At 64.0% G+C, this 26,965-nt stretch carries 16 protein-coding genes; 5 read left to right on the plus strand and 11 right to left on the minus strand.

Features of this window, described 5'->3' with window-relative positions; genetic code table 11:
- Positions 1-175 precede the first annotated feature (175 nt).
- Positions 176-946: a hypothetical protein gene (locus HG800_RS20435; protein ID WP_169978954.1), complete on the plus strand. Its 771-nt coding sequence runs from the start codon at positions 176-178 to the stop codon at positions 944-946.
- Between the two features lie 28 nt (positions 947-974).
- Here HG800_RS20435 and HG800_RS20440 read toward each other — a convergent pair whose 3' ends face one another.
- The gene (locus tag HG800_RS20440) at positions 975-2,381 is read right to left on the minus strand and encodes a sulfotransferase family protein (RefSeq protein WP_169978956.1); all 1,407 of its coding nucleotides are present in this window, start codon (positions 2,379-2,381) and stop codon (positions 975-977) included.
- Positions 2,382-2,940: 559 nt separating this feature from the next.
- Between HG800_RS20440 and nusG the strand changes: the two genes are divergently transcribed.
- Positions 2,941-3,555, plus strand: a complete 615-nt coding sequence (nusG, locus tag HG800_RS20445) for a transcription termination/antitermination protein NusG (protein ID WP_169978958.1) — start codon at positions 2,941-2,943, stop codon at positions 3,553-3,555.
- A 25-nt stretch (positions 3,556-3,580) separates the two neighbouring features.
- Here nusG and HG800_RS20450 read toward each other — a convergent pair whose 3' ends face one another.
- The 4 genes from HG800_RS20450 to HG800_RS20465 form a co-directional block, all read right to left on the minus strand.
- Positions 3,581-5,140 (minus strand): cryptochrome/photolyase family protein, encoded by a 1,560-nt coding sequence (locus tag HG800_RS20450; RefSeq protein ID WP_169978960.1) that lies wholly within the window; start codon positions 5,138-5,140, stop codon positions 3,581-3,583.
- Between the two features lie 592 nt (positions 5,141-5,732).
- Positions 5,733-7,169, minus strand: coding sequence for a DUF1501 domain-containing protein (locus HG800_RS20455; protein WP_169978962.1), 1,437 nt, complete (start codon positions 7,167-7,169; stop codon positions 5,733-5,735).
- Positions 7,170-7,195: 26 nt separating this feature from the next.
- Positions 7,196-9,988, minus strand: a complete 2,793-nt coding sequence (locus tag HG800_RS20460) for a PSD1 and planctomycete cytochrome C domain-containing protein (RefSeq protein ID WP_206352373.1) — start codon at positions 9,986-9,988, stop codon at positions 7,196-7,198.
- A gap of 169 nt (positions 9,989-10,157) precedes the next feature.
- Complete coding sequence (locus tag HG800_RS20465) at positions 10,158-11,486, minus strand: nucleotide sugar dehydrogenase (protein ID WP_169978964.1); 1,329 nt, start codon at positions 11,484-11,486, stop codon at positions 10,158-10,160.
- A gap of 672 nt (positions 11,487-12,158) precedes the next feature.
- On the opposite strand from HG800_RS20465, the gene HG800_RS20470 reads away from it, so the two are divergent.
- Positions 12,159-12,986, plus strand: a complete 828-nt coding sequence (locus tag HG800_RS20470) for a hypothetical protein (RefSeq protein WP_169978966.1) — start codon at positions 12,159-12,161, stop codon at positions 12,984-12,986.
- A gap of 172 nt (positions 12,987-13,158) precedes the next feature.
- Here the strand turns inward: HG800_RS20470 and HG800_RS20475 are convergent, their stop codons facing one another.
- A complete protein-coding gene (locus HG800_RS20475; protein WP_169978968.1) occupies positions 13,159-15,429 on the minus strand; it encodes a fibronectin type III domain-containing protein in 2,271 nt (756 codons plus the stop codon).
- Positions 15,430-16,214: 785 nt separating this feature from the next.
- On the opposite strand from HG800_RS20475, the gene HG800_RS20480 reads away from it, so the two are divergent.
- Positions 16,215-17,474 carry an FHA domain-containing protein gene (locus HG800_RS20480; RefSeq protein ID WP_169978970.1) on the plus strand — a complete coding sequence of 420 codons (1,260 nt, stop codon included), beginning with the start codon at positions 16,215-16,217 and terminating at the stop codon, positions 17,472-17,474.
- Between the two features lie 116 nt (positions 17,475-17,590).
- Here HG800_RS20480 and HG800_RS20485 read toward each other — a convergent pair whose 3' ends face one another.
- The 3 genes from HG800_RS20485 to HG800_RS20495 all read right to left on the minus strand — a co-directional run bounded on the left by HG800_RS20485 (position 17,591) and on the right by HG800_RS20495 (position 23,788).
- Positions 17,591-22,057 (minus strand): tetratricopeptide repeat protein, encoded by a 4,467-nt coding sequence (locus HG800_RS20485; RefSeq protein WP_169978972.1) that lies wholly within the window; start codon positions 22,055-22,057, stop codon positions 17,591-17,593.
- Positions 22,058-22,406: 349 nt separating this feature from the next.
- Positions 22,407-22,688: a hypothetical protein gene (locus HG800_RS20490; protein WP_169978974.1), complete on the minus strand. Its 282-nt coding sequence runs from the start codon at positions 22,686-22,688 to the stop codon at positions 22,407-22,409.
- A gap of 392 nt (positions 22,689-23,080) precedes the next feature.
- The gene (locus HG800_RS20495; protein WP_169978976.1) at positions 23,081-23,788 is read right to left on the minus strand and encodes a PEP-CTERM sorting domain-containing protein; all 708 of its coding nucleotides are present in this window, start codon (positions 23,786-23,788) and stop codon (positions 23,081-23,083) included.
- A 729-nt stretch (positions 23,789-24,517) separates the two neighbouring features.
- Between HG800_RS20495 and HG800_RS20500 the strand changes: the two genes are divergently transcribed.
- A complete protein-coding gene (locus HG800_RS20500; RefSeq protein WP_169978978.1) occupies positions 24,518-24,814 on the plus strand; it encodes a hypothetical protein in 297 nt (98 codons plus the stop codon).
- A 14-nt stretch (positions 24,815-24,828) separates the two neighbouring features.
- Here the strand turns inward: HG800_RS20500 and HG800_RS20505 are convergent, their stop codons facing one another.
- Positions 24,829-25,809 (minus strand): XrtA system polysaccharide deacetylase, encoded by a 981-nt coding sequence (locus HG800_RS20505; protein ID WP_169978980.1) that lies wholly within the window; start codon positions 25,807-25,809, stop codon positions 24,829-24,831.
- The gene (locus HG800_RS20510; protein WP_169978982.1) at positions 25,806-26,858 is read right to left on the minus strand and encodes a hypothetical protein; all 1,053 of its coding nucleotides are present in this window, start codon (positions 26,856-26,858) and stop codon (positions 25,806-25,808) included. Before HG800_RS20510 ends, HG800_RS20505 begins: the two co-directional genes overlap by 4 nt.
- Between the last annotated feature and the right edge of the window lie 107 nt (positions 26,859-26,965).

The raw sequence follows: 26,965 nt of genomic DNA on the forward strand, positions 1-26,965 counted from the left end.
CTAAATCACGATTGACACCCCCACATTGGGCATGGGATCTGCTATCTTGATGACGCGGACCCATCTTTGAGTCAAACTCCGATTGACTGTGCCGCACACGGCCGTGCGCGCCCGACCTTTGAACCCGCCTTGCCCTTCAACGGAATCGTGGCCTGGCGGCAAAGAGGTAGTGATCGTGGCGACTTCGGGTAAACCGAATCAACTGTTTCCGGGACTGGCCCTTCTGGCGGTTCTGATCCTGGTTCCGGGTTCCTGGCGCTTGACCGGACCCATTCTGTCGGGCCAGGAGCAAGTCGCCGCTCCCGAACGTCGAGTACCCGAGCGATCAGCGCTGGACGAGGCGCCTCCAGAAGTCCTCGCCTTGCTGAGCGAGGTCCTGACGCGGATGCCGCCGGCAGGATCAGGTGTGGCCGAGTCACAGTTTTTTCACTGGAGCACACCAGGGGCCCCGACCCAGGCGGCGCTGGGAATCAAGGCGGTGCCCGGGGTGGATCCGGACGCCTTGATCCGGCGGGTCATGGAGGTCGACGGCTACGAAGGGCGCATTGCGCACGTTCTTGCCAATCAATCACGGTCGATCCCGGCCGAGGAGGTCCCCGATCGGGTGACCTTCGCTCAGCGGATCAATGTGCCGGGGATCACCACCGTGCAGCATGAGTTGGAGCTGGTGGACGCTGGAACAATTGAGGGTTATCGAGTGGCCTACTGGTTTCTCTTGGACGAGGAAACCGCGGCGCTCGATCCAAGCCAGGGAGCCCGGAGCGAGTCAAACGTCGGCATCTGGCTGGCGGGTCCGGGAGTGGTCGGTTATGCGTTTCACAGCTGGCCGAAACGCGAAGACGTGAACCGGATTCAGTGGTTCTCGCTGACCACCGGGGCCACCGTGGCCGCCAGTCGGATCGTGGAGCGGAACATCGACGACATGGCCGAATGGGCTCGCCAGTGATCGGTTTCAAAGCGCCAGGCCCGACCGCTCAACCGCGATCCGGTTTCGTCCTGGAAGTTCCCCTGAGCGTTCCGAGGACGCGCCGGATCGGAGGTTTCAGGCGATCCGAGATCCCCGACGACGAGGGGAGATGACGCCACCATCGGCGACCGGGGCGTGCCGGCAAGGAGGGTGCCACCGCGTCAGGGGACCGAATCGCGGCAAGTACCTGATCGGACTTGGCCTCGATCGCGGTGCCGCGCTGGTCGAGGGATTCGATCCGGCTGAGGATGACGAAATCGCGATGAATCGCTTGCTGGGTTTCGTAAATCAGCCTTCTGAGCAAGTCGGACTGGTGGTCCGAGGTTGCTCGGGCCTCGTCCTGGGCGGATTCGAGGGTGGCAATACGACCTGAGGCGGTGGCCGATCGGTGTTGCTCAGCGTCCAGGTCAGCCTGAAGCTCGGTGAGGCGCTGGGACACAGCGGCCGATTGGTCCTGCTCAGCGGCCAGCTTGGCCTCAAGCTGGGAGATCAACACATCTTGTGAGGCGGCGCTGGCCTCGGCGGCTCGGAGGCGATCCTCGGCGAGATCGCGATGGCGTTGGAGATCGGCGACCAAGGGGCCGAAGGCCTGCTCGGCGATGGCGAGTTCGGCTCGGAGGGCATCAAGCCGGGCTCGGGGAGCCTGGCCATCGGCCCGGCTCAGCTCGATGAGGGCCTCGTAGGCGTTCTCGACCCATCCGGGGATCTCCGGGTGTGTACGCAAGGCATCGCGGTCGGCGCGGTGATGGCGTTGGGAGTTCGAGAGAAAGTCCTCGATCTCGGCGGCGGCCTGGAGCGGGTCTCGGGGCCAGATCAGGCCGAGGGATCGGCGGATTGTTTCGGTGGTAGTAGCCCAGTCGTCGAGCAGGGCGTCGTAGGTGACAATGCTCCGAGGTCGTCCTCGGGTGTCTCGCTCGACATCGAGAATGTGCCGGAGCCAGAGCATCGCCCCCTTGGTAATCGAGAAGCCGTCTCGACGTTGCAACGAGGTCGCCACTTCGAGGGGATTGCGGACAGGAACGATCGCCAGGGGAGTCGCGCCGAAGCGATCGACCAGATCGAGCCAGAACGGAACGAAGCGGCAGGCCCTGGGATCCTTGACGACGAACATCGACGTGTTGCGGTAGTCCCGTTCCAGGACCTCCAGGATGCGATCGCGAAAGGGCTCGGCCGCGGCCGAGTGTTGCCAGCCCTCGGGAAAGGGGGTGACGTCGTGCCAGGAGGAGCCGACCGAGGCGAGCATCTCGTCGTGGATGACCATCAGGTCGAGCGATTCCCAATGGCCCAGCGCATTCGATTCCTGGACGGCCGGCATGAGATTGCGGGGCAAGGCGGCGCCAAGGAGGCTGAGCACTCGGGTCAGGGCCGACGTGCCCGACCGGTGCATCCCGAGGACAAGCAACGCGGCGCTCATGGGTCGTACTCCCTCTCCCTTGTGACCGGCCCGACTCCTTTTTGTGGAGCACCCGATGGCTCCTCGGGGAACGCGCTCGATCGATCAGGTCGAGGAATGGAGTGTGCCTGGAATCGACCCCGAGTCATGGCGTCGATGGCGCTTCAATCCCCCGCAACCCTGGCCAAAAGGGACGATTTGCCCGGAGCTTCCCCGCACCGATAGAGGTGACGGAGGGTATCGCCCCTGCTCGGATCGGTCAACGTGAGGTCGTTCTGACGTCGTTTGGCACAGGGCATGCCCTCACGCGAGATTCCCAGGGGACCGAGCCTTCGCAGCGACACCGTGTCACCCTCACCAAGGGATGCCTCCCCGTCTCGAAGGCCTATGCTGAACTTTCCCCTGCTCGCTAAAATCGCAGAGTGGATTCTCCGAAGCAGGAAGAGAGCCCCCCCAAGAAAAGGTTGTCGGTCTGACTCGTCTCTCCAAGCCGTTCTTGAGCTGGAGCCCTGGCCGATGAGCCGATTCCTTTGGGGGTTCTGCCCACTGTCTCCCGATCTCGACGGAAACGATCCCAGTCATGCCGATCTTGCCCGCTGAACCGGAATTGTTTCCGCCCGACTTGCTCGAGCGACCGATTCCCCCACCGCCTTCTGATGCGAGCTCCGAGGAGGACGAGGAGGACGACCTACCCCGCTGGTGGTGCTTGCATGCCAAGCCGAGACAGGAAAAAGCGACCGCCCGGTATCTCCGAGAGCATCAACTCGCCCATTACCTGCCGCAAGTGGTCAAGGAAAGCCGAACCCCCGCGGGACGCAAGATCCGATCGATTCTCCCGCTCTTTCCCAGCTACCTGTTTTTCTGGGGCGATCGCCGTCAGCGGCTGGATGTGTTCCGCGGGGGCAAGCTGGTCTCGGTCCTGGAGGTTAAGGACCAGAAGGAACTGCACGAGGACCTGAAACAGGTCCACCGAATGCTCTCCTCGGGACTTCCGGTCGTTCCCGAACCGCTGTTTCCGGTCGGCAGTTGGGTTCGGATCACGACCGGAAAGCTGGCCGGGATGATTGGGAAGGTGGAGAAGCGAGGGAACCGCGACCACTTCATCGCCATCGTTCGGATGCTCGGCAAAGGGGTGTCGATTGAGCTGGAACCGTGGCAGGTCGAGGCCGTGAAGCCGGAGACGAACGGCTCGTAACGGCTCCCGGGGTCCGGCTTCCGGCTCAACGAGGCGATTCCCGACGATCGGACTCGTAAGGCTCGAGCGATCGCAGGAAGGCGCTCGCCTGGGCCTGAATTCGGGTCCGTTCCGCATCGTCCACCCGTTTGAGGCCCAGGACGGCCGGGCCGAGCCGGGGGTTGGCCCGCAGAGTGTCCTCGTGCTCAATCAGGAAATTCCAGTAAAGCGCGTTGAAGGGGCAGGCGTCGGGTCCGACCCGGCGATCGGGACGGTACGAGCAATCGCCACAGAAGTCGCTCATGCGCTTGATGTAGGAGGCCGAGGCGATGTACGGCTTCGTCGCCGTCAGGCCGTCGTCGGCGTTGAGGCCCATGCCGATGACGTTCGGCAGGACAACCCAGTCGTGCGAATCAACATAGAAGGCCAGGAACCAGTCGGCGACCGCCTGAGGGTTGATCCCGGCGAGGGTGGCGAAGTTGCAGAGGATCATCAGGCGCTCGATGTGGTGCGTGTAGCCCGAGTCGATCAGGCGGCCAATCACGCTGCGCAAACAGGCCATCTCGGTCTGACCGTCCCAGAAGAATCGTGGGAGCGGCCGGGGGGCGTTCCAGGAGTTGGCTGAGCGCAAGCCTGGCATCTGGCGATGGTACTGCCAGAACATGAACTCGCGCCAGCCGATCACCTGGCGGATGAACCCCTCGGCCGAGTTCAAGGGAACGCGACCGCCCCGATACTCGGCCTCGACGGCCTGGGCCATCTCCAGGGGATCGAGCAGACCCAGGTTCATTTGCGGCGAGAGCACCGAGTGAAACAGCACCCCCTCGGAGCGGCTCATGGCGTCCTCGAACGGGCCGAACGACTCCAGACGATGCTGCAGAAAGTCGTCGAAGCTCGCCTCGGCCTCGTCGTGGGTCACGGGTAAGGCAAAGCCCTCGACCGATCCGACCCCGAAGCCGGCATCCTCAACCTCCGTCATCACTTTCCGGGTGATCGCGTCCGGCTCGAACCGGGGGACGGGAGGAATGGTGATCGTTTTCGGCAATCGCCTGCGGTTCTCGGCGTCAAGGTTCCAACGGCCTGAGGTCGGTTTGCCGTCGCCTTCGATCAGCAGGCCAAAGTGCTTCCGCATGGCCCGGTAGAAGGTTTCCATGACATAGCGCCGGCCCGGCTCGGGATCGGGAATCGGGTTATACCGACCGACCAGGAACATCGCATTCGGCAAGACCTCGGCCTCGACCCCCAGATCCCTGGCCATCGTGCCGAGTTGCCAGACCCTCGGCACATGATCGGCGGCCGCCATCGTCAGCAGGCGATGGGAACGGTGCTGCTTCAGGTGCCGGGCCAAGCCTTCCCTGGTGGTTTTCGCCTCGATCCGATCGACCTCGAACCCTTGCTCCGTCAACTTTTCGGCGAAATGCCGGCCGGCACTCCGATGCAGGACCTGCCGCTTGCGATGAAACGGCAGGCGACGCTCCCACGCCTGGCTCTCGACCAGAACCACCCGGACGCGATCTTGCCCCCCCTGCTCCACCGCGGTCCGAAGCGCCGGATGGTCCCTCATCAGTTGATCGCCCAGGATCCAGACACTCACCCGATCCACCATGGTGGGGACACTCCCGGACGATCGTGATCTTGCTTGCGGTCCTGGCCCTCCCTCCGGCGTGCAGGGCCACCTTCGGCTGGTTTTAGACCGCGAGAGCCCCTCCGCCCACCCGGTTCACCCGCCCCCTTTTGCCCCGATCCGGGAACCGCATGCCACCGCGACGGCCGTTCCCAGGGTCGTGACTGGTCCGTTCTCCCGGGCAGAACAGAAAATCGCCCCCGGTGCATGTCCCGAGGAGGCGCATTTGTCCCGCAATTTGTCCCGCGCGGTCTCCAAGACCGAGGTGACGCCCCGTGTCTGCCCCCGGCCACGCCCCGCAACCCGCGGATTTTCCGCCGATTTCGTGGGACACTCACACGAGTCTGGGCGGGGGCCGATCGCTCCCCTGGTGGTGCGGTGCCCGTCGATCCGACGACGATCGCTGCCCCACGAGCAGGCTGATCACCCGGCGGGGAAATGCTCTATCCGCCCGAAAGCCCCCTGTTTCATGCGCAAAACCCGCGTGATGGCACGTTCCGTCGAGGTGTACTCGCGTGCAGATTCGATTGAGGAGAGGGAGGGCTCCACCGGATGAGGTGGTCGTTCCGAGGGATCAGGCGATCAAGTCCCGGATGACCGAACCGCCGAACTGCGAGAGTTGCTTGTAGCGACCGGCGTGGAAGTAGGTCAAGGCGTTGTCGTCGAGGCCAAGAAGGTGCAGTAGGGTGACGTGGAGGTCGCGGATCGGGTGGACGCAATCGACGGCCTCGGCGCCGAGTTCGTCAGTGGCGCCGACGGTCGCTCCGGGCTTCACCCCGCCGCCGGCGAGCCAGACGGGCATGGCCTGGGCGTTGTGGTCGCGGCCGTAGGCGACGCCCCCTCGGACGCCGTTGTCGGGGCTGCGGCCGAACTCTCCGCACCAGAGGATGAGCGTCTCGTCAAGCAGGCCGAGCCGCTTCAGGTCGGTAATCAGGGCGGCGATGGGCTGGTCGACGCCTCGGATCAGGCTTCGGTGGGCGCGGGCGATGTCGTCGTGGCTGTCCCAGGTGCCGTTGTAGAGCTGGACGAACCGCACGCCGCGCTCGACCAGGCGACGGGCCATCAGGCATTTGCGGCCGAAGTCGTCGGTCTCGGGCCGGCCGACGCCGTAGAGGTCGAGCGTCTTGGGGTCTTCGCCTGAGAGGTCGAGCAGATCGGGCACCGTCACCTGCATTCGGAAGGCCAGTTCATAGCTGGCGACCCGGGCGGCAAGCTCGTCACGGTCGGCGGGGAAGGCCTGTTGAAGGTGGGAGCCGTTGAGCGTTGCGAGCAGGTCAAGGTTCGCCCGCTGGTGCTCGGCGGTGATTCCTTCGGGAGGGCTCAGGTCGAGGATCGGCGACCCCTCGGCCCGGAGCGGGGTCCCTTGATACGCGGCGGGCAGGAAGCCGTTTCCCCAGTTGGCCGGTCCGCCCTGGGGATAGGAAAGTTGCGGCAGGACGACGAACCCGGGCAGGTCCTGGTTTTCGCTGCCGAGCCCGTAGGTCACCCACGAGCCGACGGCCGGATCGCCGCCAAACCGGTTCCCTGTGTTGATGTGGTAAAGCGCCGTCGGGTGGTTGACCGACTCGGCCTGAAGCCCCCGGTAGAAGCAGATCTCGTCGGCCACACCGGCCAGGTGCTCCCAGTCGGTCGCCATGTCGGCGCCGCACTGACCGGCCTTGCGGAACGTGAAGGGGCTCTCGACGTAGTACCGCGTCCCGGAGGACATGGCCGACTGCTCCTCGCCGGATCGGACGAACTCCGAGAGGTGCAGGTCGTGCAGCTTCGGCTTGGGGTCGAACGTGTCGATGTGGCTCGGCCCGCCTTCCATCAGGAGGACGATGCAGGCCTTTGCCCTCGGCGCATGGTGGGGGGGCTTCACGGCCAGCGGGGAATCGGTGGACGAAGGCTCTCCGCCCCGGGCGCGGTCGGACGCCAGCAAGGCTGAGAGGGCGACACTTCCCAGGCTCGCGCCGAGGCCGAAGAGCACGTCGCGACGGGTCGGGGCGATCGCGAAGGGGCGGCGGGGCATCGTCCGGTCCTCGGAAAGAAAGCGGCTTATTCGACGTACAGGAAGGCGTTGGAGTTGAACAGCACCAGGCAGAGGTCGGCCAGGGCCCGGGTCTCGGCATCGACCTCGCTGGGCAGAAGGTCGGGCACGTAGTCGCGGACCGACTCCAGCTCCTCGATGAAGGTGAACGGCTCCCCCGTGTTTTCGTCGACGGCCCGTCGGGAGACGGTCGTCGGGATCGGCTTTGGCGAGATCGCGACCGAGCGATGGCGATCGGTCATGGCCTGCCAGTGGTCGAGGCTCGCCTGAAGCGCTTCCGTGTCGGGTTCGTTGCCCGTGATCCGCAGGAAGGCGCGTTGGACAGCTTGCTCCCGGCTTTCGGTTTCGCTCTGGACGCGGGCCGCGGTCGCCAGCGCCCGATCCATCGACTCGGAGCTATTGAAGAGCGTGAGGGCCTGGGTGGGGACGGTGGATGAGGACCGGCGTTCGCACGGTTCCTCGGGGCTCGGCTGGTTGAAGACGGTGAGGAACGGGTCGCGCTGACCGCGGACGACCATCGCGTAGAGGGTCCGGCGGTTGCGATCCTCAGGGAGCGGCGATGGCTGATACGCCGGAGCATAGGTGCCCATGACCTGACGGGGCTGAAGCGCCGCCTCCAGGTTCATGTCGGGCCGGACGGGGACGCCGCCGAGCGCTGGGTTCAGCTCGCCGGAGGCGGTGAGCATCGCGTCTCGGATCTCCTCGGCCGCCAGGAGCCGAGGCCGGAATCGGGCGAGGAGGATCCCTTTCGGATCCCTCGCGGCAAGTTCGTCCGGGGCGGGGTGGCGGGTCGATCGGGCATAGGCGTCACTTGTCATGATCCGTCGATGCATTGCCTTGATCGACCAGCCGGTCTGGACGAACTCGGAAGCGAGCCAGTCGAGCAATTCGGGGTGGGTCGGCGGATCGCCCTTGGTGCCGAAGTTATTCGCCGAGGGGACGATTCCCCGGCCGAAATGCCCCTGCCAGATCCGGTTGACCATCACCCGGGCCGTCAGGGGGTTCTCCGGGCGGACCAGCCAGTCGGCGAAGGCCCGGCGACGGCCGGAGACCGTGTCGGGAATATCGGCGATCAGCGGCGAGGAGGGCGGTCCCTCGATCAAGGGGACGCAACTCAGGGCCCCCGGCGCAACTGGTTCGGTGGGGGAGAAGACATCGCCCCCGGACAGGATGGCAGTCTGCTCGACGGTGCCTTCGTGCAGGGGGTCGTTGGGCATCGCGATCGGCGAGGAGACGTTCTGTCGCGCCCGGGTGGCACCCGAGTAGACCGAGAAGGCAACCGGGCGATACCGATCCAACTCCCATCGGTGCCGTTCCAGGGACTTGCGGGCGATCCGCTCCAGGCCGAGGTCCTCGGCGGTCAGGCCGTAGTTCTTGGGGACGACCTGGTCGGCGGGCACGTCCTTCTGAAACTTGACGTTCCGGGGGGCATAGTCAAGCCCGCGATCGGCGTACCAGGAACGGGCGGCCGCCTCGGCCTTCGCCTGGAGGTCCCGAAGGATCGCCTCGTACCGGGCGATCCGATCCTCAAGATAGCGCTGGCCGTCGAAGCCGGCCGTGGTGTTCTCGACGGGCAGAAATGGGGCCTCCCGGTCGGCGAACTGGGTGGTGGCGAAGACGGCCTGGATGGCGTAGTAGTCTCGGGTCGGGATCGGGTCGAACTTGTGGTCGTGGCATCGGGCGCACTGAAGCGGGTGGGCAAGGAAGGCCTGGCCGACGAGGTCGGTCACGTCGTCGAGGAACTGCTGGCGCGTGACCTTCGCCACACTCATCCCTGTTTGCTCCCAGGGGCCCATCCTCAGGAAGCCGGTGGCGATGAGGGCCTCGGGGTCGCTCTTGCCCTCGTCCAGCTCATCGCCGGCGACTTGCTCGCGGAGGAACTGATCGAAGGGGGTGTCTTCGTTGAACGATCGGACGACGTAGTCGCGGTATCGCCAGGCGTTGGGCCGCTCGTAGTCGTTGGCAAATCCAGCGGTGTCGGCATAGCGGACCACGTCGAGCCAGTGGCGGCCCCAGCGCTCGCCGTAGTGGGGGGAGGCGAGCAGTTCGTCAATCAGAGCGGAGAAGGCTTCCCGGTCCCCCCGGGGATCGTTCACAAAAGCGTCGATTTGATCCGGAGAGGGCGGCAGGCCGAGTAGGTCGAACGACGCCCGCCGAATCAAGGTGCGACGACTGGCGCGGGGGGCCGGTGTGAGCCCGGCAGCGTCGAGCCTCGCGTTGAGGAAGGCGTCGATCGGGCTCGATGCGGTGCGGGACTCGGGGACCTCGGGGCGCTGGACGGGGCGATAGGCCCAGAGTGCCTCGGGAGCATAGCGCCGGGTCGTCCAGTCCTCGGAGAGTCCACCGCGGGTGGGGACGATCACTCCTTCGGCCTCGGCGGCGACGATCGCGGCGATCCGGGCGTCGTCGGGCCAGGGGGCACCGGCATTGATCCAATCTCGGATGAACCAGGTCTGCTCCTCGGTCAAGGCGTCATTCTGCTTGGGGGGCATCTCCAGGCCGGGCTCGGTGCGGGTGACGGCCCAGTAGAGCGGGCTGGCCTCCGCGTCGCCCGGCTCGATCGAGGGCCCTTGGATCTCGCCGCCGTTGAGCAATCCCTCGCGGTGGGACAGGTCGAGGCCCCCTTCCAGCGCCTCCGGATCGTCGCCGTGGCAGGCGAAACACTTCGCGGCCAGGATCGGCCGGACGTGAAGGGCGAACAGCCGATCCCCCTCTCCCTCGTCACCCTGCGCGGGCGCGACCAGCATGAGGAGACAGACCAGCAGGGCGGATCCGGCAGGAACAATCGATTGCACGGACATGGAGAATGCCTCCGAGGACCGAGAGGCAGGCGTGGCGTCTTGACCATTGCTTCTCCATCCTATCCGATGGCGTGGGGTGGGGTCATCCGACCTGCGGGGGAGCCTGGTGAGCAGCGCGCAACGACTTTGTTCGAGAGCCGGGGCTTGCGTGACGTTTCAGGAGGGAAGCTCATGCTTTCACAATCCGGTCCCGGTGTTCGGTGACCCCGCGCGTGGCGTTTCGGGTATCGATGATCAAAGGAGCGTGCGCCACGATCCAGGGCCAGTCGTAGGCCGAGTGATCGGTGACAATCAGGACACAGTCGCGGGAGGCGAGGAACTCGGGGGTCAATTCCTGGCTCTCCATGCGAAGGTTGGGATACTTCCGCATCGAGGGTAGGACGGGGATGTGGGGGTCGTGGTAGCTGACGTCGGCCCCGCGTGCGAGCAGGAGTTCCATCAACTCGAAGCCGGGCGACTCGCGCGGGTCGTCGACATCCTTCTTGTAGGCCATCCCGAGCAGGGTAATCCGGCTCCCTTTAACCGGCTTGCCCCGATCGTTCAGGGCGTCGGCGACCTTGTGCACGACGTACTCGGGCATCGAGGTGTTGATTTCACCGGCCAGTTCGATGAACCGCGTGCTCATGCCAAAGCGACGGGCCACCCAGCTGAGGTAAAAGGGGTCGATGGGAATGCAGTGCCCCCCAAGCCCTGGCCCCGGGTAGAACGCCTGGAAGCCGAAGGGCTTGGTCTTCGCCGCGTCGATCACCTCCCAAACGTCGATGCCCATGCGGTCGTAGAGGATCTTCAGCTCGTTGACCAGGGCGATGTTGACGGCGCGATAGGTGTTCTCCAGGATCTTGCACGCCTCGGCCACCTCGGCGGAGGAGACGGCGACGACCTTGACGACGATCTGCTCGTAGAAGGCCGCGGCCAGCTCGGTGCTGATCGGGTCGAGGCCGCCGACGACCTTGGGGATCGTCGGGGCGGAGAAATCCGGGTTCCCTGGGTCCTCGCGTTCGGGGCTGAAGGCGAGGAAGAAATCCTCTCCGGCGAGCAGGCCGCTGGACTCCAGGATCGGCTGGACGACGTCTCGGGTCGTGCCAGGGTAGGTCGTGCTTTCGAGCACGACCAGCTGGCCCGGCCGCAAGGTCGCCGCGATGGCCCGCGCGGTGTTCGTCACGAACGAGAGGTCGGGCTCCCGGGTCTCACCCAGGGGGGTGGGCACGCAGATGAGCACGACGTCGGCCTCGCCCAGCCGGCCCAGGTCGCTGGTCGGCTCGAAGCCCGACGCGATCATGGCCCGGACCGCCTCGGGACCGATGTGGCCGATGTAGCTCTGGCCGTTGCGCAGAAGCTGGACCTTGCGCGGGTCGGTATCAAAGCCGAGCACCGGGAACCCCCTGGTCGCACAGGCCCGCGCTAGCGGCAAGCCCACGTACCCGAGGCCGATAATCCCGACACGGGCTGAGCCCTGCTGGATCTGCTTGAGGAACGTGTCTCGATGAGCGTTCAACATGGATCACAGGTCCGTGACCGTTGGGAATCCGTACCCTGCACACTTAGCTTATCTTACAAGGACCGCCAGGTAGGATGTGACACGCTGTTCGCATCCCAGGCACTTCTCTCTTGAGTTGGGACGGGATGGTCGAGCACCTGGTCCACGGAGACCGCTGCGTCGCGGAACTGGTCCTTCTCGATCCCCGGCCTGGGACATGACCGGCGATTGACTGCCTGCTTGGGCCGAGGTCACCACCTGAAGGCTGGTAACCCGCCATCATGGGCTGTCTTAATAAGATGATAGTGTCCGTGTTTCGGCGTTGTTTGACACAAGTCAAGAAATTACAAATGATAGGGAAGATTTTGCTTGGCGCGCAGTGGATGCGAATGTGAGGATGAGTCAGGATCGGTTCTGTGTGTGACCTTGATTCGTAGCGTGTGCTGACGTCTGGGATTTCAAGGAAGCAGGCGGGATCGATTGATGTGTTTTTTCGTCCGAAAGAGCGGATCAGGTTCGATTGAGTTAGCAATCAATCTCAGCGTTGGAGCACGGCCCATCGCCACACATCCAGGGTGATATGTGATTCGGGAGTTCGATGCCGTTGTGATTCTGGGCCTCGTACCGGGACCGGCATGCAAAGAATTGAGGGCCGAGTACCCGACACGGCCCAGTATTGGTGGAGTCCAAGTCATGACTCAGAATTATTCCGGATTCGGAATCCGGGCTGGGTATGCGCAGATCATCGCATTTCTCGCGATGGCTGCCATTACACATCTGACCATACCTACGGCGCAAGCGGGCCTTGATCCCGCGCCGTTTAGCGGATCTAGATCGACCGCCGACCTTCAGGTTTTTGCCACGGATCCCAATGCCAGTGCTGGCTGGGACTCCAGCCACGGTGGGTTCAAGATCACATGGGAGATTGTAGCAGTCAACTCTACGACGCTGAAATACACTTACACCATCACAAACCAGACGGGGGGAAATCTTGGAAAAGCTCTGAGCAATATTATCATTCAGGTGACTTCTCCGGATGAAGCCTTGGCTGCTGGCACCACGGGTTTCACCTACGATAATGCGAGCACAACCAATGTAGGAAGCGTCGAAGTTGGCACGTTCGTTGGTGGTGGTGGTAGCACTCCTGGGCTTCCCGGGACCCTCTACGGAATTAAGTTCAACACGACGGGTGATCCCGCTCAATTCACCTTCTCGTTTGAAACCACGAAGGTGCCAGTCTGGGGCAGCTTCTATGCCAAAGACGGCAAATCTGACCAACTCGAAATCTATGCCATGAATCAGGGTCTCTATGGGACCGATGGCACAAATGGGTCTTCTCGGCCGGGTTCCGGCGATGATGTTCGATTGTGGATCGCTACCCCAAACGGTGAGAATTTCACACCGGGTCCTCTCCCCATCCCCGAGCCTTCCTCGCTTGCCCTGGCAATTGGCTGCATCGCGCCGCTGGCGACAATAGGAGTGATCCGACGTCGGCGTCAGCTCAAAGCGGACGCGGCCTGATTGGCTAGAGAATTAGTTGCGAGACGAAGTCAACGAACTGCGTGGCAAAGGGCCTCGTCACCGATCGAATCGGTGGCGAGGCCCCACCCGTTTTGGGTGCCAGTAATCAGATCTCGCGCTCTGAGAAAGATGGGTCAGCGAGGTCATTTCCATCTGACAGGTAGCTTCGCACTCAGTCGAGGGCCCACCAGGGACGATCAAGCCCGACGCCGAGCCCGTGGCGGCGGTTGGAATGGGTTTCGACGATCTGGTCGACCAGGTCAATGGCGCCGCCGCCGGGGGTGGCGATTGGCAATTGAGCGGGAGAGAGGCTTGCCAGGTTCGGGGAATCGGCCAGGAACAGCAAGGGAGTGCGCGGCATGGCGTCGCGAACCGGCTCGGGCGAGGCGTCGGGGGCCGGTGTCGTCTCGGTCGCCGCGGAGGCAGCTTGACAGAGGGAGCAGCCGCACCCGAAGGCGAGGAAGTCGTCGATCACGCTGCTCGACGAGCCGTTAGAAGAGACCAGGTTCAGGCCGAGGCCGTTGCTCTGACCGTTACCTTGCCCTCGACCCTGGCCGCCGCCCTTGGTTGCGGAGGGTGTGGTCACGGAAACGGTTCCGCTGGCGGGTGATTCACCGGCGTCGTTGAAGGCATAGACGCGGTAGAGGTAGGTTTTGCGGGCGCTGACGCTGGAGTCGGTGTAGGTGGTGACATCGGAACTCGTTTGTCCGACCGTCGACCAGCCCTTGCCGCCGTTGGAGGAGCGTTCGATTCGGTAGCCGGTCTCTCCTTCGACATCGTTCCAGTTCAGGACTACCCGGTTACTGGTGGCCGAGGCGGTCAGTCCGGTCGGGGAGTTGGGAAGCGACGGGGCGTCGAGGGTCGTGGCGCTGGCGGTGCTGCTGAAGGCCGACGCGCCGCCGGCGTTGAGGGCCTGGACGCGGTAAAGGTAGGTGGTGTTGGAGGCCCGGCCGGTGTCGCTGAAGGTGGTGACCCCGGCGTCGGTGGTGCCGGCGAGGGTCCAGGTGGTGCCGTTGGTACTGCGTTCGATGCGATAACTTGTCTCGCCAGCGACGTCATTCCAGGACAGATTGATCCGGCTGGACGAGACGGCCGAGGCGGCCAGGCCCGAGGGAGCCACGGTGACCGTGGTGGCCGAGGCGGTGTTGGAATAATCGGAGGTTACCGAAGCGTTAAAGGCCTGGACGCGGTAGGAATAGGCCGTACCCGCGGCCGTCGTGGTGTCGCTGTAGGAGGTGGAACCGGCGGGCAAGGAACTGGTGAGGACGGTCCAGTTGGTGCCGTCAGTGCTGCGCTCGACCCGATAGCCGGTTTCGTTCGTGGCGTTGTCGGTCCAGGAGAGATTGATCCGGCTGGTCGACTGAACCAAGGCCGTGAGATTGGAGGGGCTGTTGATGAGATTGGTGGAGGCGACAATCGAGCCGTTGACGAAGTACTGGCCGACGCTGCCGTAGGTCCCATCGCTGGCCACGACGATCCGGTACGAACCGGCCGCGAGATTCGCGCTGACCGTTGCGCTGAAGTTCGACGAAGGGCCGGCAGTCGCGATCACCGTCGAACCGCCCGCGTCACGCAGCTCGATGCGAGGGGTGAGGTTGTTCACCGGCGTCGGCGTGCTGACGGTGAAGCTGACGGTTCCGGCCCCGGTGCTGAAGGAGAAGGTGTCGAGGTCGGACATCTGCCCGATAATGCCCGAGGCGGTGGCGGTCGAGCCGGAGATGGTCAGCGGCGTGGCTGAGCCTGCGGTGTTGCCGTGGTCGTCGGCGCGGTAGCCGAAGCCGTTGGCCGACCGGGAGATCACGGCCATGTCGTCCTGGAAGGTCGATGCGGAGCTGGTGGTTCCGTTCCACCAGAGGCTCCGGGTAGCACCATAGCTGTTGCCCATTAGCGGGGCGGTTCTGCCCCCGTCGGTCCCGGTGGAGTACGTCTCCAAGAGGTTCCCGCTGCTGTCGTACTTGCTCTGGTGCCGCAGGCCGAAGGCGTGCCCCGCCTCATGCGAGGAGGCGTCGGCCGTGTATTTCGGGTTGCCGTTGCCCAGGTTCTTCGGGAAGACGTAGGCCACGCTCGCTGTCGAGCTGGTGAAGCTGTTGACGTAGGCTACCCCGCCATACGTCCCCCCCGTCCACGACCCGTTACCTCCAATCACCACCCGCAAATCGCGTCCGTTGATGAAGGTGGAGGGTTCCACCGTCGTAACGTTCACGTTGAACGGCGCGTAATCTTCCGCAACGTATTCCCAGATGCGGGTGATGTTGGCGATCTCGGAGGTCGTGAACGACGACGTGTTGCCGTCAGTATCATAGGCGGGCGTGTCGATATTGCTGTATGACCCCCATTGCGACTGGAAGTGGCCGTCGAAGTCGAGGTAAACGGTCGCGGCGGCTCCGACCAGGCTGTTCAGCACCGGGATTGACGAGAGCACAATCCGCGGTTCCAGCTCCATCAACCGGACGTCAACCCGAGGGGAGAGGCGAGGTCCCCCGGAGCGCCTGGAGGAGCGAACCTTCACCGCGAGCGCACGACGAGAGGCGGTCGCGGTCCGACCGGACACGGAATGGGGAACCATCATGTTTGTCGAACCTGTTGCGTGATTCTTGGACTCAGTCAATCCATCGTCTGCCGATCACTCCTGCATCGCCCGATCAATACCCGGCGAGAGCCGGGGCAGGCTCGGAGAGGACCTGCGTGGTCCCCGATCGCGACCACTCGTTCGGAGTGGTCTCATCAATCAGCGCACATCACGATCGTCAGCGTCTGGAGGGTGCGCTCCAGGCTGTCATGGGCATGTGAGATGTGCGAGAAGAGTCGAGGTCAAAGGAATGGTAGGTCGAAGATTGTGGTCTCGACCAGAAATTGAGAGCGGATCATAATGAGTCTTGAGTCCCAATGCGACCCTGACGCGAGGCGAGTTTCATCAAATGGGAACGAATCTTCCAAAGTGTTGTTTTTGGTAAACACTTCAATCACAACATGTTGCGTTCCAGGAGCCAAGGATCATATCGTGCTTCGAGCATTGGTTTAATGGAGGCATGATTCGATGAAATGGTCTTCTCAATGGAGAAGACAGGAGGGTGTGCCAAGACGGCGGATGGGATGGTATCGCAGGCGGTGGAAATCCGTGATAATGGAACGGGATGGGTCGTGACCCCGTCACGGTGAAGCCGGATGTGTTCGTGGATGAACATCATTTGAGAGAAGGCGAGGCGCGGGGCTGTGGATCGACGCGTGATGCAGCGGTTCTGGGAGTCCTGTGGCGCGCGGGGGCCGATGGAGGTCCGAATTGAGGGGGGGGCCGACGCGGGGGACGTGCATCGGATCATTCCGGGGCCGTTCGCGGTGATTGGGAGAGATCCGAAGGCAGATCTGGTGCTCGAGGACGAGGCGGTGAGCCGTCGTCATGCGTTTGTGCAGGTGATTGCGGGGCGAGTGTTCTGGATGGACCTGGGGAGCAGAACCGGTATTGAGACCGGAGGAATCGTCGCGCCGATGGGGTGGCTCGATGAAGGGGGGACGATCGGGATCGGGCCGTTTCGGGTGTCGATCGTGGTCAAGGGGTTGTTGGCCGATCCTTCAGGAGATCGGCCGAGCCCGCTGGCAGATCGAGGGTCGGAGGGTTGGCCTGACGCGAGCTTCGAGTTCCCGAACCATCCCGGGGGCGCAGCCCGTTGGAGGATGGGGCGTGTCTTGACCCTGGTGGGCCGGGGAACCGACTGCCGGCTCCGGATTGGCGATGACGGGATCTCGCACTTTCACTGCGCTCTGTTGCGGACGCCCAAGGGCCCGTGGGTCGTCGACCTGTTGAGCCGGACGGGGATCCGACTGGAAGGGGCTCGGGTGCGTTGTGCCCCGTTGGAGCCGGGGGCGAACCTCCACGTGGGACGGTATCGGATGATCGTACGGCCGGTCGATCTGGCCTGGCAGCGATCGGACAGTGGCGAGGCTCTGGCGGCGGACGTCTCCCCCCTGCCCCGCGAACAGCTTCCGGAAGTCGCTCCGCGCTGGAGGCCGCCCGCAACGAGGGAGGAGCGTCAGCGGGTCGAAACACCGGCGGTGTTGGGTCCGTCGGGGGATCTTGATGCGTACATCGGGCGGCTCGAACAGATGCAACAGCAGATGTTCGACCAGTTCCATCAGATGATGATGGCGATGTTTCAGGCGTTCGGCAGCATGCAACGCGATCAGATGACCCAGGTCCGCGAAGAACTGGACCGCATCAAGGACCTGGGCCAGGAGCTCCGATCGCTTCAGGAAACCGTCAAGGAAGCAGCTCCCGAGGCCCCGAGAACTCCCTCTGCTTCTGCCTCCTCAGGCAAGGAGCCGCGGGAGACAGCGACCGAACGACCCGCTTCTGCTCCCTGGCAGCCAAGGGACCGCACCGATCGCGAAGTCCACGATCTGATCTGTCAGCGGATCGCTCAGATTGAGGGGGAACGTCAAGGGCGCTGGAAACGGGTGATGGACCTGGTGACGGGGAACTCGGGCGGCTGATCCTATTTCGGCGCGCAAAAAAAAGGCCGCCCCGGTGAGGGGGCGGCCTTTGAGGCGTGAACCGGAATGTCGTCGAAGGTACGGCTAGACGCGTTGCTCGGGAAGTCGAGAGCGGCTCAGGAGCCGTTCGAGACGCCGAGAGTCCGCGTCAGCTGCTCGAACGCAGAGCGCTCGACGGGGGGAATCGTGCTTTCGTCGAGCCCGAGCGCCCGGGCGCTGGCCAGGGCTTCAGCCGCCTCGGTCCGGCGGTTGGCCGCCAGATGGGCCTGAGCGAGGTGGACGTACCAGATCGCGTCGGGTTGGCGGGATCGGGAGATCGCCAGGGTGAGGTCGTTGACCGCGTCGTCGACCCGATCAAGTTGGAGCAGGACGAGCGCCCGCGTGTCAAGCAGGTTCGGATCAGGTCCGACATTCGCAATCGCTTGATTGATCAGGTCAAGGGCCTCGGGCGCCTTCGAACGATTGGAGATCGCGAGGAACCAGGCGAGGTTGTTCAGCGGGCCGGGCTGGCCCGGTGCGCGCCGGACGCTGTCGCGGAAGAGGCGCTCGACCTCGTCGTTGCGTCCCTGGAGGCTGCGGAGGTTGGCGAGCTGGAAGAGGATTTCGACCTCGTTGGGGTTCTTGATCCGAAGCTGGTCGACGAGTGTCGCGGCTCGATCGAGCTGATCGGAATTGGCGGCTCGACCAAAGATCAAGGCCACGACGGCGTTGGCAACCGCGTTGGGCGGGCAGGAGGCGACGGCCTGCTCGCAGAGGGCCAGGGCGTCGTCGAGCCGGCCTTGACGGGCGAAGAAGCCGGCCAGCGGGAAGACGGCCGTCGGCTCCGATGACTCGGTCGCAAATTGGCGGTAGAGCTGTTCGGCCTCGGCCAAGCGGTCCCCTTCCTGTCGTTCGAGCGCACTGGCCAGTCGGAGCAGCGGAGCCGGCGTGTCGCCTTGCTCGACCAGGCGACGGTAAAGGGGTTCGGCGCGGGCCGGGGAGTCGAGCCGGTCGACGAGCAGGGCGACGGCTTCAAGCTGATCGGGCTGGCGATCGGCGAAGCGCTGGAGGCCGGCGATCGCCTCGTCGAGCTTGTCGGTGGCGACGAGATAGCGTGCCTGGGCCTCGGCGGTCTGGATGGTGTCGGGGGCGAGCCGGGCGAGCCGCTCGATCCAGGGGCGGGCGGCCTCGGGGTTCGGCTCGTGCCCTCGGCCGGGCTCGGGGACAAGGAGCCAGCCAACGTATCGGGTGACATAGGTCGGGTTGTCGCCGAATTCGGCCAGCAAGCTGACCATGGTTTGCTGGGCTCGGCTCCACTGGCCGTCGGCTTCGAAGAGCTGGGCGAGCAGGTAGCGGTCGTCCGGGGTTCCCGCAGCCCGCTGGTCGATGATCTGTTCCAGGAGCCGGATGGCCTGCCGCCGGGACTCGGGGTCGACCTGGAGGGTGAGCACCTGAGCCCGGGTCCGCAGTTCATCGACGATTGCGTCTCCGGCCGCGGGTTGGTCGGTGCCGAGCTGGTCGAGGGCCTCGCGACGCTTGGTCGGGTCGCCGCTGGCGGCCATGATGAGGGCCAGGGTGCGGCGGGCCCAGGTGGCATCGTCGGGGGCCTCGGCACCGAACCGGGCAAGTTTCCCGAGGTAGTCCTCGGATTTCGGAAGCTGGTTGGTGATCAGGGCCGTCTCGGCGGCGGCGCGCAGTGGAGCAGGGTCCTTGGGGGCCGATGCAATGGCGCGATCAAACTGAGCGAAGGCCTGATCGGTGTCTCCCAGGGCAGCATAGCAACGAGCCAGGGTGAGAGCAGCCTGATCGGCGGGAAGGTCGTTCTTGGCCGATTCGATCGCCTCAAGAGCCTCGTCGCGCCGATCGTTGGCGGCCAGGAGCCGGACCAGAGAGATCAAGGGGGCGGGTTCCCCCTTGGCCAGCGCGAGGGCCTTGCGCAGCTCGGCCTCGGCCTCGTCGATCTGGTCAGCCGCGAGGAGGAACTGGGCGAGCCAGAGATGGTCGCGGTAATCCTCCGAATCGGCCGGCACGATCGCGCGGGCCTGTTCGAGGGCTCGGGCCGGATCGGCCTGGCGGAGGCTCGATTCGGCGTTGAGGCGGGCGATCAGGCCGTCTTCGTCACCCAGCCCGAGGGTTTGGAGCTCGGCGGCCAGCGCATCGGCCTGCTCGGTGCGTCCCTCCCCCAGATAGAGGCGATAGAGCCGGAGCAAAGAGGTGCGGTCGCGGACGCCTAACTCCCTGGCCTGTTCAAGGGCCCGGATCGCGGCCGGGGCATTGCCGTCGAGGTCCTCGACGAACGAGAGCGTCAAGGGGACAGGAGCCCATCCGGGACGGCGCGAGGCGGCTTCGTTCAGGAGCCCTCGGGCCTGGGAGAGCAAGGCCCGGCGCTCGGGCCCCTGGTTCAGCCGCTGGGCCTGAAGGATGAGCAGGCGGGACTCGGCCTGTCGCCAGATCGGGCCTTCCTCCCCTTCGGCCGGTCGCAAGAGCTTCAGGACCTTCGCAGCCTGCGGCTCGGCATCGGCCGCGAGGGCAAGGTCAAACAAGCGGGCGAGGATCGGCAGATCCTCGGGAGGCAGCTTGGTCAGGAGCGTGTCGATCTCGGCGGCGACCTCCTTCCGTGCCTCGTCGGTGTCCTCGGCCAGGGTCAGTTCCATGCCGACGAGTTGGAGGGCCACCTCGCCGGGCACGAGCTTGCCCAGGTCGCCCAGGAGCCGCTCAGCCTCGGTCAAGTCGCCGAGCTGGCGACGGGCGATGATTAGGGCATTGATGATCCGACGCTGGTCGTCGGGCTCGAACGAATCGATCCCCTGCTCCAGTTCGGAGAGCGCCGCTCGGGCCTCGTCACCGCCCTGAGCAACCCAGTAGCTGATGCGGGCGATCCGAGTGGTGGCAGTGTCCCCCTCGCGAGCTTCCAGGTCGTCCAGCTCCTCCAGGGCGGCGTCGCGATCGCCATCGCGGCCGATCAAGGAGGCGAGAGCCGAGCGGAGCGCTGGATCTTCTGGATGCTGCTTCACCGCCTGGGCGAGCCGATCGCGGGCCGCGGTGGTCTGGTTGCGGGCGAGCAAGGCCTGAGCCCTGAGCAGGGGCAGTTCGGTGGAATCGGGCTGATCGGCTTCGGCCTCGGTCAGGGTCCGATCGACCGCAGCCCAGTTGCGGGCACTCTCGGGCCGAGCGAGGACCTCGGCCAGGCTCAAGCGAGCGATCTCGGTCCGAATGCCGGGAACCTGATCGACAAGCGGGCGGTAGGCGGCAATCGCCTCCTGGTAGCGTCCCAGTGCCGCCTGCGACGACGCCAGGCCGAGCAAGCCGGGAATGGCCACCGGATTGGTCGCCACCGCGCGACGATACGAGGCGAGCCGCTGGTCGGGATTGCCAATCCGCTCGTACGCGTTTCCAAGTAGTAGGTCGATCTGGTACGTCAGCTCGTCCTGATCGATAAGGGACGTCCTGGCGTTTGCGAGCGAGGAGATGCCCTCTCGCCAGTTCCCCTCGGCGATGTGCGCCTTGCCTTCGAGGAAGTCGAGCAGGCCAGGACGGATGTTGTTGCGGCGGAGGTCGGAAAAGTGCTCGCGGGCCTCGTCGAATCGTCCCGCGTCGACGAGGGTTTCGGCTAGGCTGAAGAGGAGCTGGACACGGGCCTCCGTGTCGTCTTCGGAGATGGTATCCAGCCCTTGCTGGAGGCTCGCGATGGCGGCCTCGGAGTCGTTGTCGAGCATCGCCAGGCGAGCCAGACCTTGAGCAACGCGGACATCCTCGGGGGCTTGCGTGCGGGCTCGCTCTAGCAGGACCTTCGCCTCGTCGGGATTCTCCCGGTCAAGAGCCACTCCGGCCGAGGCGAGCAGGACCTCCGGATCGTTCGGAGCCAGCTCCAGGGCGCGGTCGAAGTCCTCGGCCACCCCCTCCTGCTCGTGTCTGGCCCGATAGAGCCCGCGTTCCAGATAGGCGCTGGCATCGTCAGGATTGTTCGCCACGAGGCCTTCAATGGTCGAGGTGATCCCCATGACCCGATCGGCCGCGGCCTCATTGTCGAACCGGTCCCGGTACAAGTCTGCTAGCCGGACATAGGTTTCGATTCGTTGCGGATCGACCTTTAACGCTTCCTGATACGCCTCCTCGGCCTCGTCGTCCTTCCGGTCCCCATCCAGCGCGCTGGCCATCAGAAACCGCAACTCAGGGTCCTCAGGCTCCTTGTCCAGAAGGACCTTCAGATGCACGACCGCGTCATTGAACCGCGCCAGGTCGGGCCTCATCGCCAGCTCGACCGCCTTGCGCCGGACATCGTCTCGGCTCGGATCCAGCCTCAAGGCCCGTTCCAGGACGAGGAAGGCCTGGAGCGCCTCTCTGCCGTCGTCCACCTGGTCCGCCCGGATCAGGCCGGCCTTCGCAGCGGCCTCGGCATCGTCGGGTCGCAGGCCGATATAGCGATTGAGGTAGCTGAGAGCCTCGTCGAGGTCCCCCTCCTGCTCAGCCAGGTCGGCCTGCTGAAGCAGGAGGCCCGCACTCCGCTTGATTTGTGCCCCATGCAGAGCATACACCCCGGCGCTGGCCGCGAGGAGCGGGACGGCAACCGCCACGAGGAACTTGAGATTCGGGCGCCTAATCATGGTCATCGCTCATCGCTACAAAGACAGGGAGAGGAAAGGGAATCACGGCCGCGAGGGTAGGGAACGGGAGCCATTCTTCCATCAACTCTTTGAGGGGACGAATCTCTGCACAGCCCGTAACCGAATGCATCAATTAATGTGGCGAATCGTCGGCCGGCTCGGCAAGTCAATTCGTTCGCCTTGCCTTGAAAAAGCCACAGGACGATCCGAGGGATGCCATTCGGGGCCCGATCCGTCACGAATGCGGGGCGGCTCGATGGGCCGCCCCGCAAGGGTGCCGCTGAGTAGACTCTACGCCGCGGCGGTATCCCCGCGGAACTCGGTCGGCGTCATGGCCAGGACGCGACGGTCACGCCACGGCGTCGGCGTCCTGCGTGCTCGGATTGCGGCCTCCGGTCGTTGTTCTGTCGATCGAGCGGCACCCGGCGACGCAGCTTCCGGTCACGAGGTAGCCCCGATCGACCCAACACCGCAGCGGTAGGTCGCTCCGCGAATCCCTGTAGGCGATCGAGCCCTCCGGCGGCTTCACCGCGTCTAGAAGCCGCCGCATCACCTCGACCTTCTTCGCTCTCTTGCAATTCGCTCCGTCCAGACGGCCCGAGCACTGGCTCCCCTCGCTGGCGACCCGCATGCTGACGACCTCCTCGAAGCAGCTCTATGGTCAGGAGGTGTAGTCGTGGCACGCCGAGAGCAGGCAGCCGTCCCGGGACTCACGCCTCGACGAATCACTGGGTGTGCTCCTCGATCTCCGCGCTCGGCCGGCCCCCGTGAAAATCCCGGATCATTACCCCTTCGCCTTTTGATCCTTCAGGACCTAGGTGGTGAGGTACTATCTGACGACGGCTGGCATGATCACCAGAGTTACCACCCGCCACCGGGCGGAGAAGGTCGCGAGAAAGGGCACGAAGGCGTCGGAGCGGGGCACTGTCTGGCATCACGGATGCCGCGCATGGAACGAGCGAGGGGTGACCCGGATCGGGCCACCCCCCACATTGGGTGACATCATGACGATCGGCGAACGCCTCAAGCGCGGGCCCGACGGCGTCGTGACAAGTAGCCGAGCCCCAGCAGCGGCAGGCCGGTCAGAGCCAGGGCAACCGTACCCGGTTCGGGGACCGGAACAGCGGTAATTGAACCGGAGTAGGACGACATGAATGGATTGTTGAGGAGCGTTGTCAGGCTCACGCCTTGCGCGAATTGGAATGAGAGTGTTGTGACACCTCCATTAGGCGTCGCCTCATCGCGGAGCTGAATCAGGTCGGAGTTGGTCCCTGTGTACGCAACGTTAGTAAGGTTAATGGAGCCCGACGTGTTGATCAAACCGCCCGTTCCCAAGGAGGCGATGTCAATTCCTGTGATCGTGCCGGTAAAATTCCCGCTAGGACTGTAAAGGGTGAGCGTGCCGGATCCGCTCAGCGACGCTGTTTGCAATGGCCCGATGACCGTGATCGGGGTTCCAAACGTGTAGCTTCCGGAGATATCCCCGAACAACCCGACGGCATCCCCGAGCCCATTAAAGACGCTGGTGATTTCAAAATTGCGACCTCCCGGATTCAACAGCGTCACAGTCCCCGGGGTCAGCGTAAAGGAGGCCGAGGTTCCGGGCACCACCGGCGTGAAGGAGATGTTCGATCCTTCCGCCGCGGCGAAGTTGAGAACGATCGCAGCCTCGGAACGAGTGCCTGCGAGGGCACCAAGGAACAAGGCCAGTGCTAGACTGAAGCGACTCATGGAATTCTCTCCTGGAGCTATCGTAGTCAGAGAGGGCGTAAAGAACGAAACAATGGGCCTCGCCGGACTGACGATCAAGTCATGCCGACGTTTCTCCACCGGAATCACTCCAACGGAGTCTTCATAATTCCGGTGGGATTCGCGGACTGTTGGTCGGGTTGACAGACCCAACGCCGCCGACCGTACTCAGAACAGCCTCGCCACCGACTCCCTTAATAACAACACATTGAGTTGTGTATCAATCTTAAATGCTTGGCGACAAGGACTGATAATCGCTGCTAATCCTTACATTATTCCACCAAGCATAATCGGAACTTTAAAGAGATCGCGTCTCAAATGCAACAAAAAAATAGCCAGAGAATTAGAATGATAAACTTACCAATAATAGACACGATTGCCTTTCAGTTCACGCATAAAATAACGCATCCACAGAGGGCAATTAGGCCATGACCGCACTGATCGGTTCAGCCGCGTCAGCGCTCGATCGGGCATTGAAAGATATCTATCGTCCGGGAGGGCGTCGAGCCGGGGCCGACTTGATCGCAGACTCCGCCCGCCCAACCCGGCCACAACATCGCGGGCGGCCGATGCAGGCTCAAGCCGCCAGACCCATTGGCCACGGTAAGTAGGCCGTGTTCATCCAAGTTGTCGACCGCGATACCTGTCCGGCGGACGACGACGATGGTCGGCCCGTTCGCCGGGACCGGCCCTCTGTTGATTCTTTGCAACATGTCAATTCCGCGACTCGGCGTCATTCCCCGAGGAGACGAACACGACAGCCAACCCGCCGAAGCGGTGGATTGCCTTGTGGACGACCTCAACTCGCCACGACGCCTCGTGGGGTCCTTCCTCAGCGAAATTGATGACGCAGCGGACGTTGGAAGAGCCATCGAACGTGATCAAGAACCGGTCGTGTTGGTGGAGGTGAGGCCAGCCGGAGGCTTCGACGAAGGATCGCTGCCCACTCGCTTCGAGGCCCGAGCGAAGGACATTGGGATCCCAGAAGATCTGGTCGCCCAGGGCTGAATGACACACATTGGTTATTGATAATTCAGCACGATCTCTGAAGAAAGGGTGCGAGGATACGTCGAGCATTTCGCACCGTCGATTCGCCGGGCTATATCGGCCGCCCGACCGAAGTGGCCTTCATCTAGCAACGCAACGAGTCGTCGCCGCCCGCGTCGGATTCCGGAGTACGTACGGACGTGGCTCAGGCCTTGGAGCGGCAGACGGGGCTGTCCTGGATCAAACTCCCAAGGGTGGAAGTACAGTGTTGCCACTGCCGGGTCACCGTGGCGGAACGATTGCCTGATCCCCCACTTAAGGAACAATGTGGGCAGGAGACGGAAGTACCCCCCGCCACCGACGGGCAGGTTCATACCCCCGATCCTGAGCGTCGCGGGTGGCAGTTCCAGGATCCGGCCTCCGCCAGGTCCCTCGACCAGGAACGGGGAGCACGGCGCGTCCGGGATGCCGTACCGATCATGGCAAACCGGGTAGATCGACGAATCGTAAAGTAAGCCAGATTCGGCCAGGATGTCGATTGCCCATGTGGTGTGCTGGACAACGCTGAATGTCGGTGCCCGGTATCCGCAGACCGCCTCGCCGGTGATTTGTTGCAATAGATCAACACTGCACCGGAGATCCTCGCGGAATTCACCCGGGGTCATGGCCAGGATGCGGCGGTGATCCCAGCCGTGGCTGGCGACTTCGTGTCCGGCGGAGTGGATGTCTCGGACCAAGCCGGGGTCGTTTTTTGCCAGTTCACCCACAATGAAGAAGGTCGCCTTGATGTCCCGCTCGCCGAGTTGTTCGAGGATCCAGCGCGTGACCGGACCGACTCGAGCGGCATACTGAGCCTTCACCTCCGGAGAGAAGGAGAGATGTGAGGCGGCCTCGATCCGGTAATGCTCCTCAACGTCGAAACTGAGAATGACGCAGGGCTCGGGCGTGGTCCCGGAGTCAGGGGGAAACGAGAAGGGTGCGGGCGTTGAGTCGACCACCTGATTGCTGTCGTTCATTGGGGACTCCGATACTCATAGGCTCCGACATCAGGAGCACCGCCCAGGAACGGGGCGGTTTCTTCGGCAGGGTCGACCGCAGCGTCGACGGGAGGAAGTTCATCACGTGAAAGTTGAAGGTTTCCCCGAGACGGGTCAACGAACCACTCGTGACGAGCGTCGGTGATGTTTCCCTGTTCGGCCAGACGGGCGCCGTCGCGCGCCATGATCCGGCGGTTCGTCAGGTTGTTCAGGACGTCGGCATCGGTCGAGGGGAATCGGACGCTGATGGACCAGGGCATCTTACCTTCCACCAGGACCGTGTTGTGCTCAATTCGAACGCCGGGGCAGGCATTGGCTTCAATCGGTTCGTCGGCCCACCGGTTCAGGTTCCAGACCACGTTTCGACGAATTGCCCCGCAGAGATGGTCTGAAAAGGCCGCTTGGTTCCCCTGCCCCCCTTCAGGCTGATTCGTGAGTCCGAGGGCAATCCCACGGTAGCAGTCGAGGACGAGGTTCCCCTCGATGAGGGTCTCGGCGGAACCGCGCCAGAAGAGGATGGCAGGGCCGGCCTGGGGGCGACCTTCCGGCCCTCGGATGCGTTGGAAAATGGTCTGACGCACCGTCCAGCCACGTCCTCCGAGGACATCCACACCATTCGTGTAGTCACTCGGTGCGTGGCTGGAGTATGCGAACCGAGAGCAGGCGACGGTGCCCCGATGAGGTCCCCGGCCATCGGATCCCATACTTCCTTTCAGCAGTTGCTGACCCGTGTTGATCACGCGAACATTGTGGAACATGCAATGATCAGCCCGCTTTTCACCGCGGACCTGAATTCCATGGAATCCTACGTTCCCCACGGTGATGTCTGCCAGCGTTATCCTTGATGCACTGAGTGACAGCGCGACGCCAACCTGACGCTCATTCATGCCGGCTCCCAGGAGCATCACGCGATCAGGATCACCACGCTCTCCCCTCAGAACAACGTCTGACGTGTTGATATCGATCATTCTTCGGAGTCGATACGTTCCTTCTTTCAGCAGGATCGTCGTGTTTGGTCGTGCGTGCAAGACAGCGCGCTCCAATGATGCAAGATCACGAACCGTCACGAGATGCTCGGTCTGAGGTGGGCTCCACCCACACCGGTCACAGAGGGACCGCGGACCGAGGTCTTTGG

The organism is Tautonia rosea, assembly GCF_012958305.1.
Taxonomy (GTDB): domain Bacteria; phylum Planctomycetota; class Planctomycetia; order Isosphaerales; family Isosphaeraceae; genus Tautonia; species Tautonia rosea.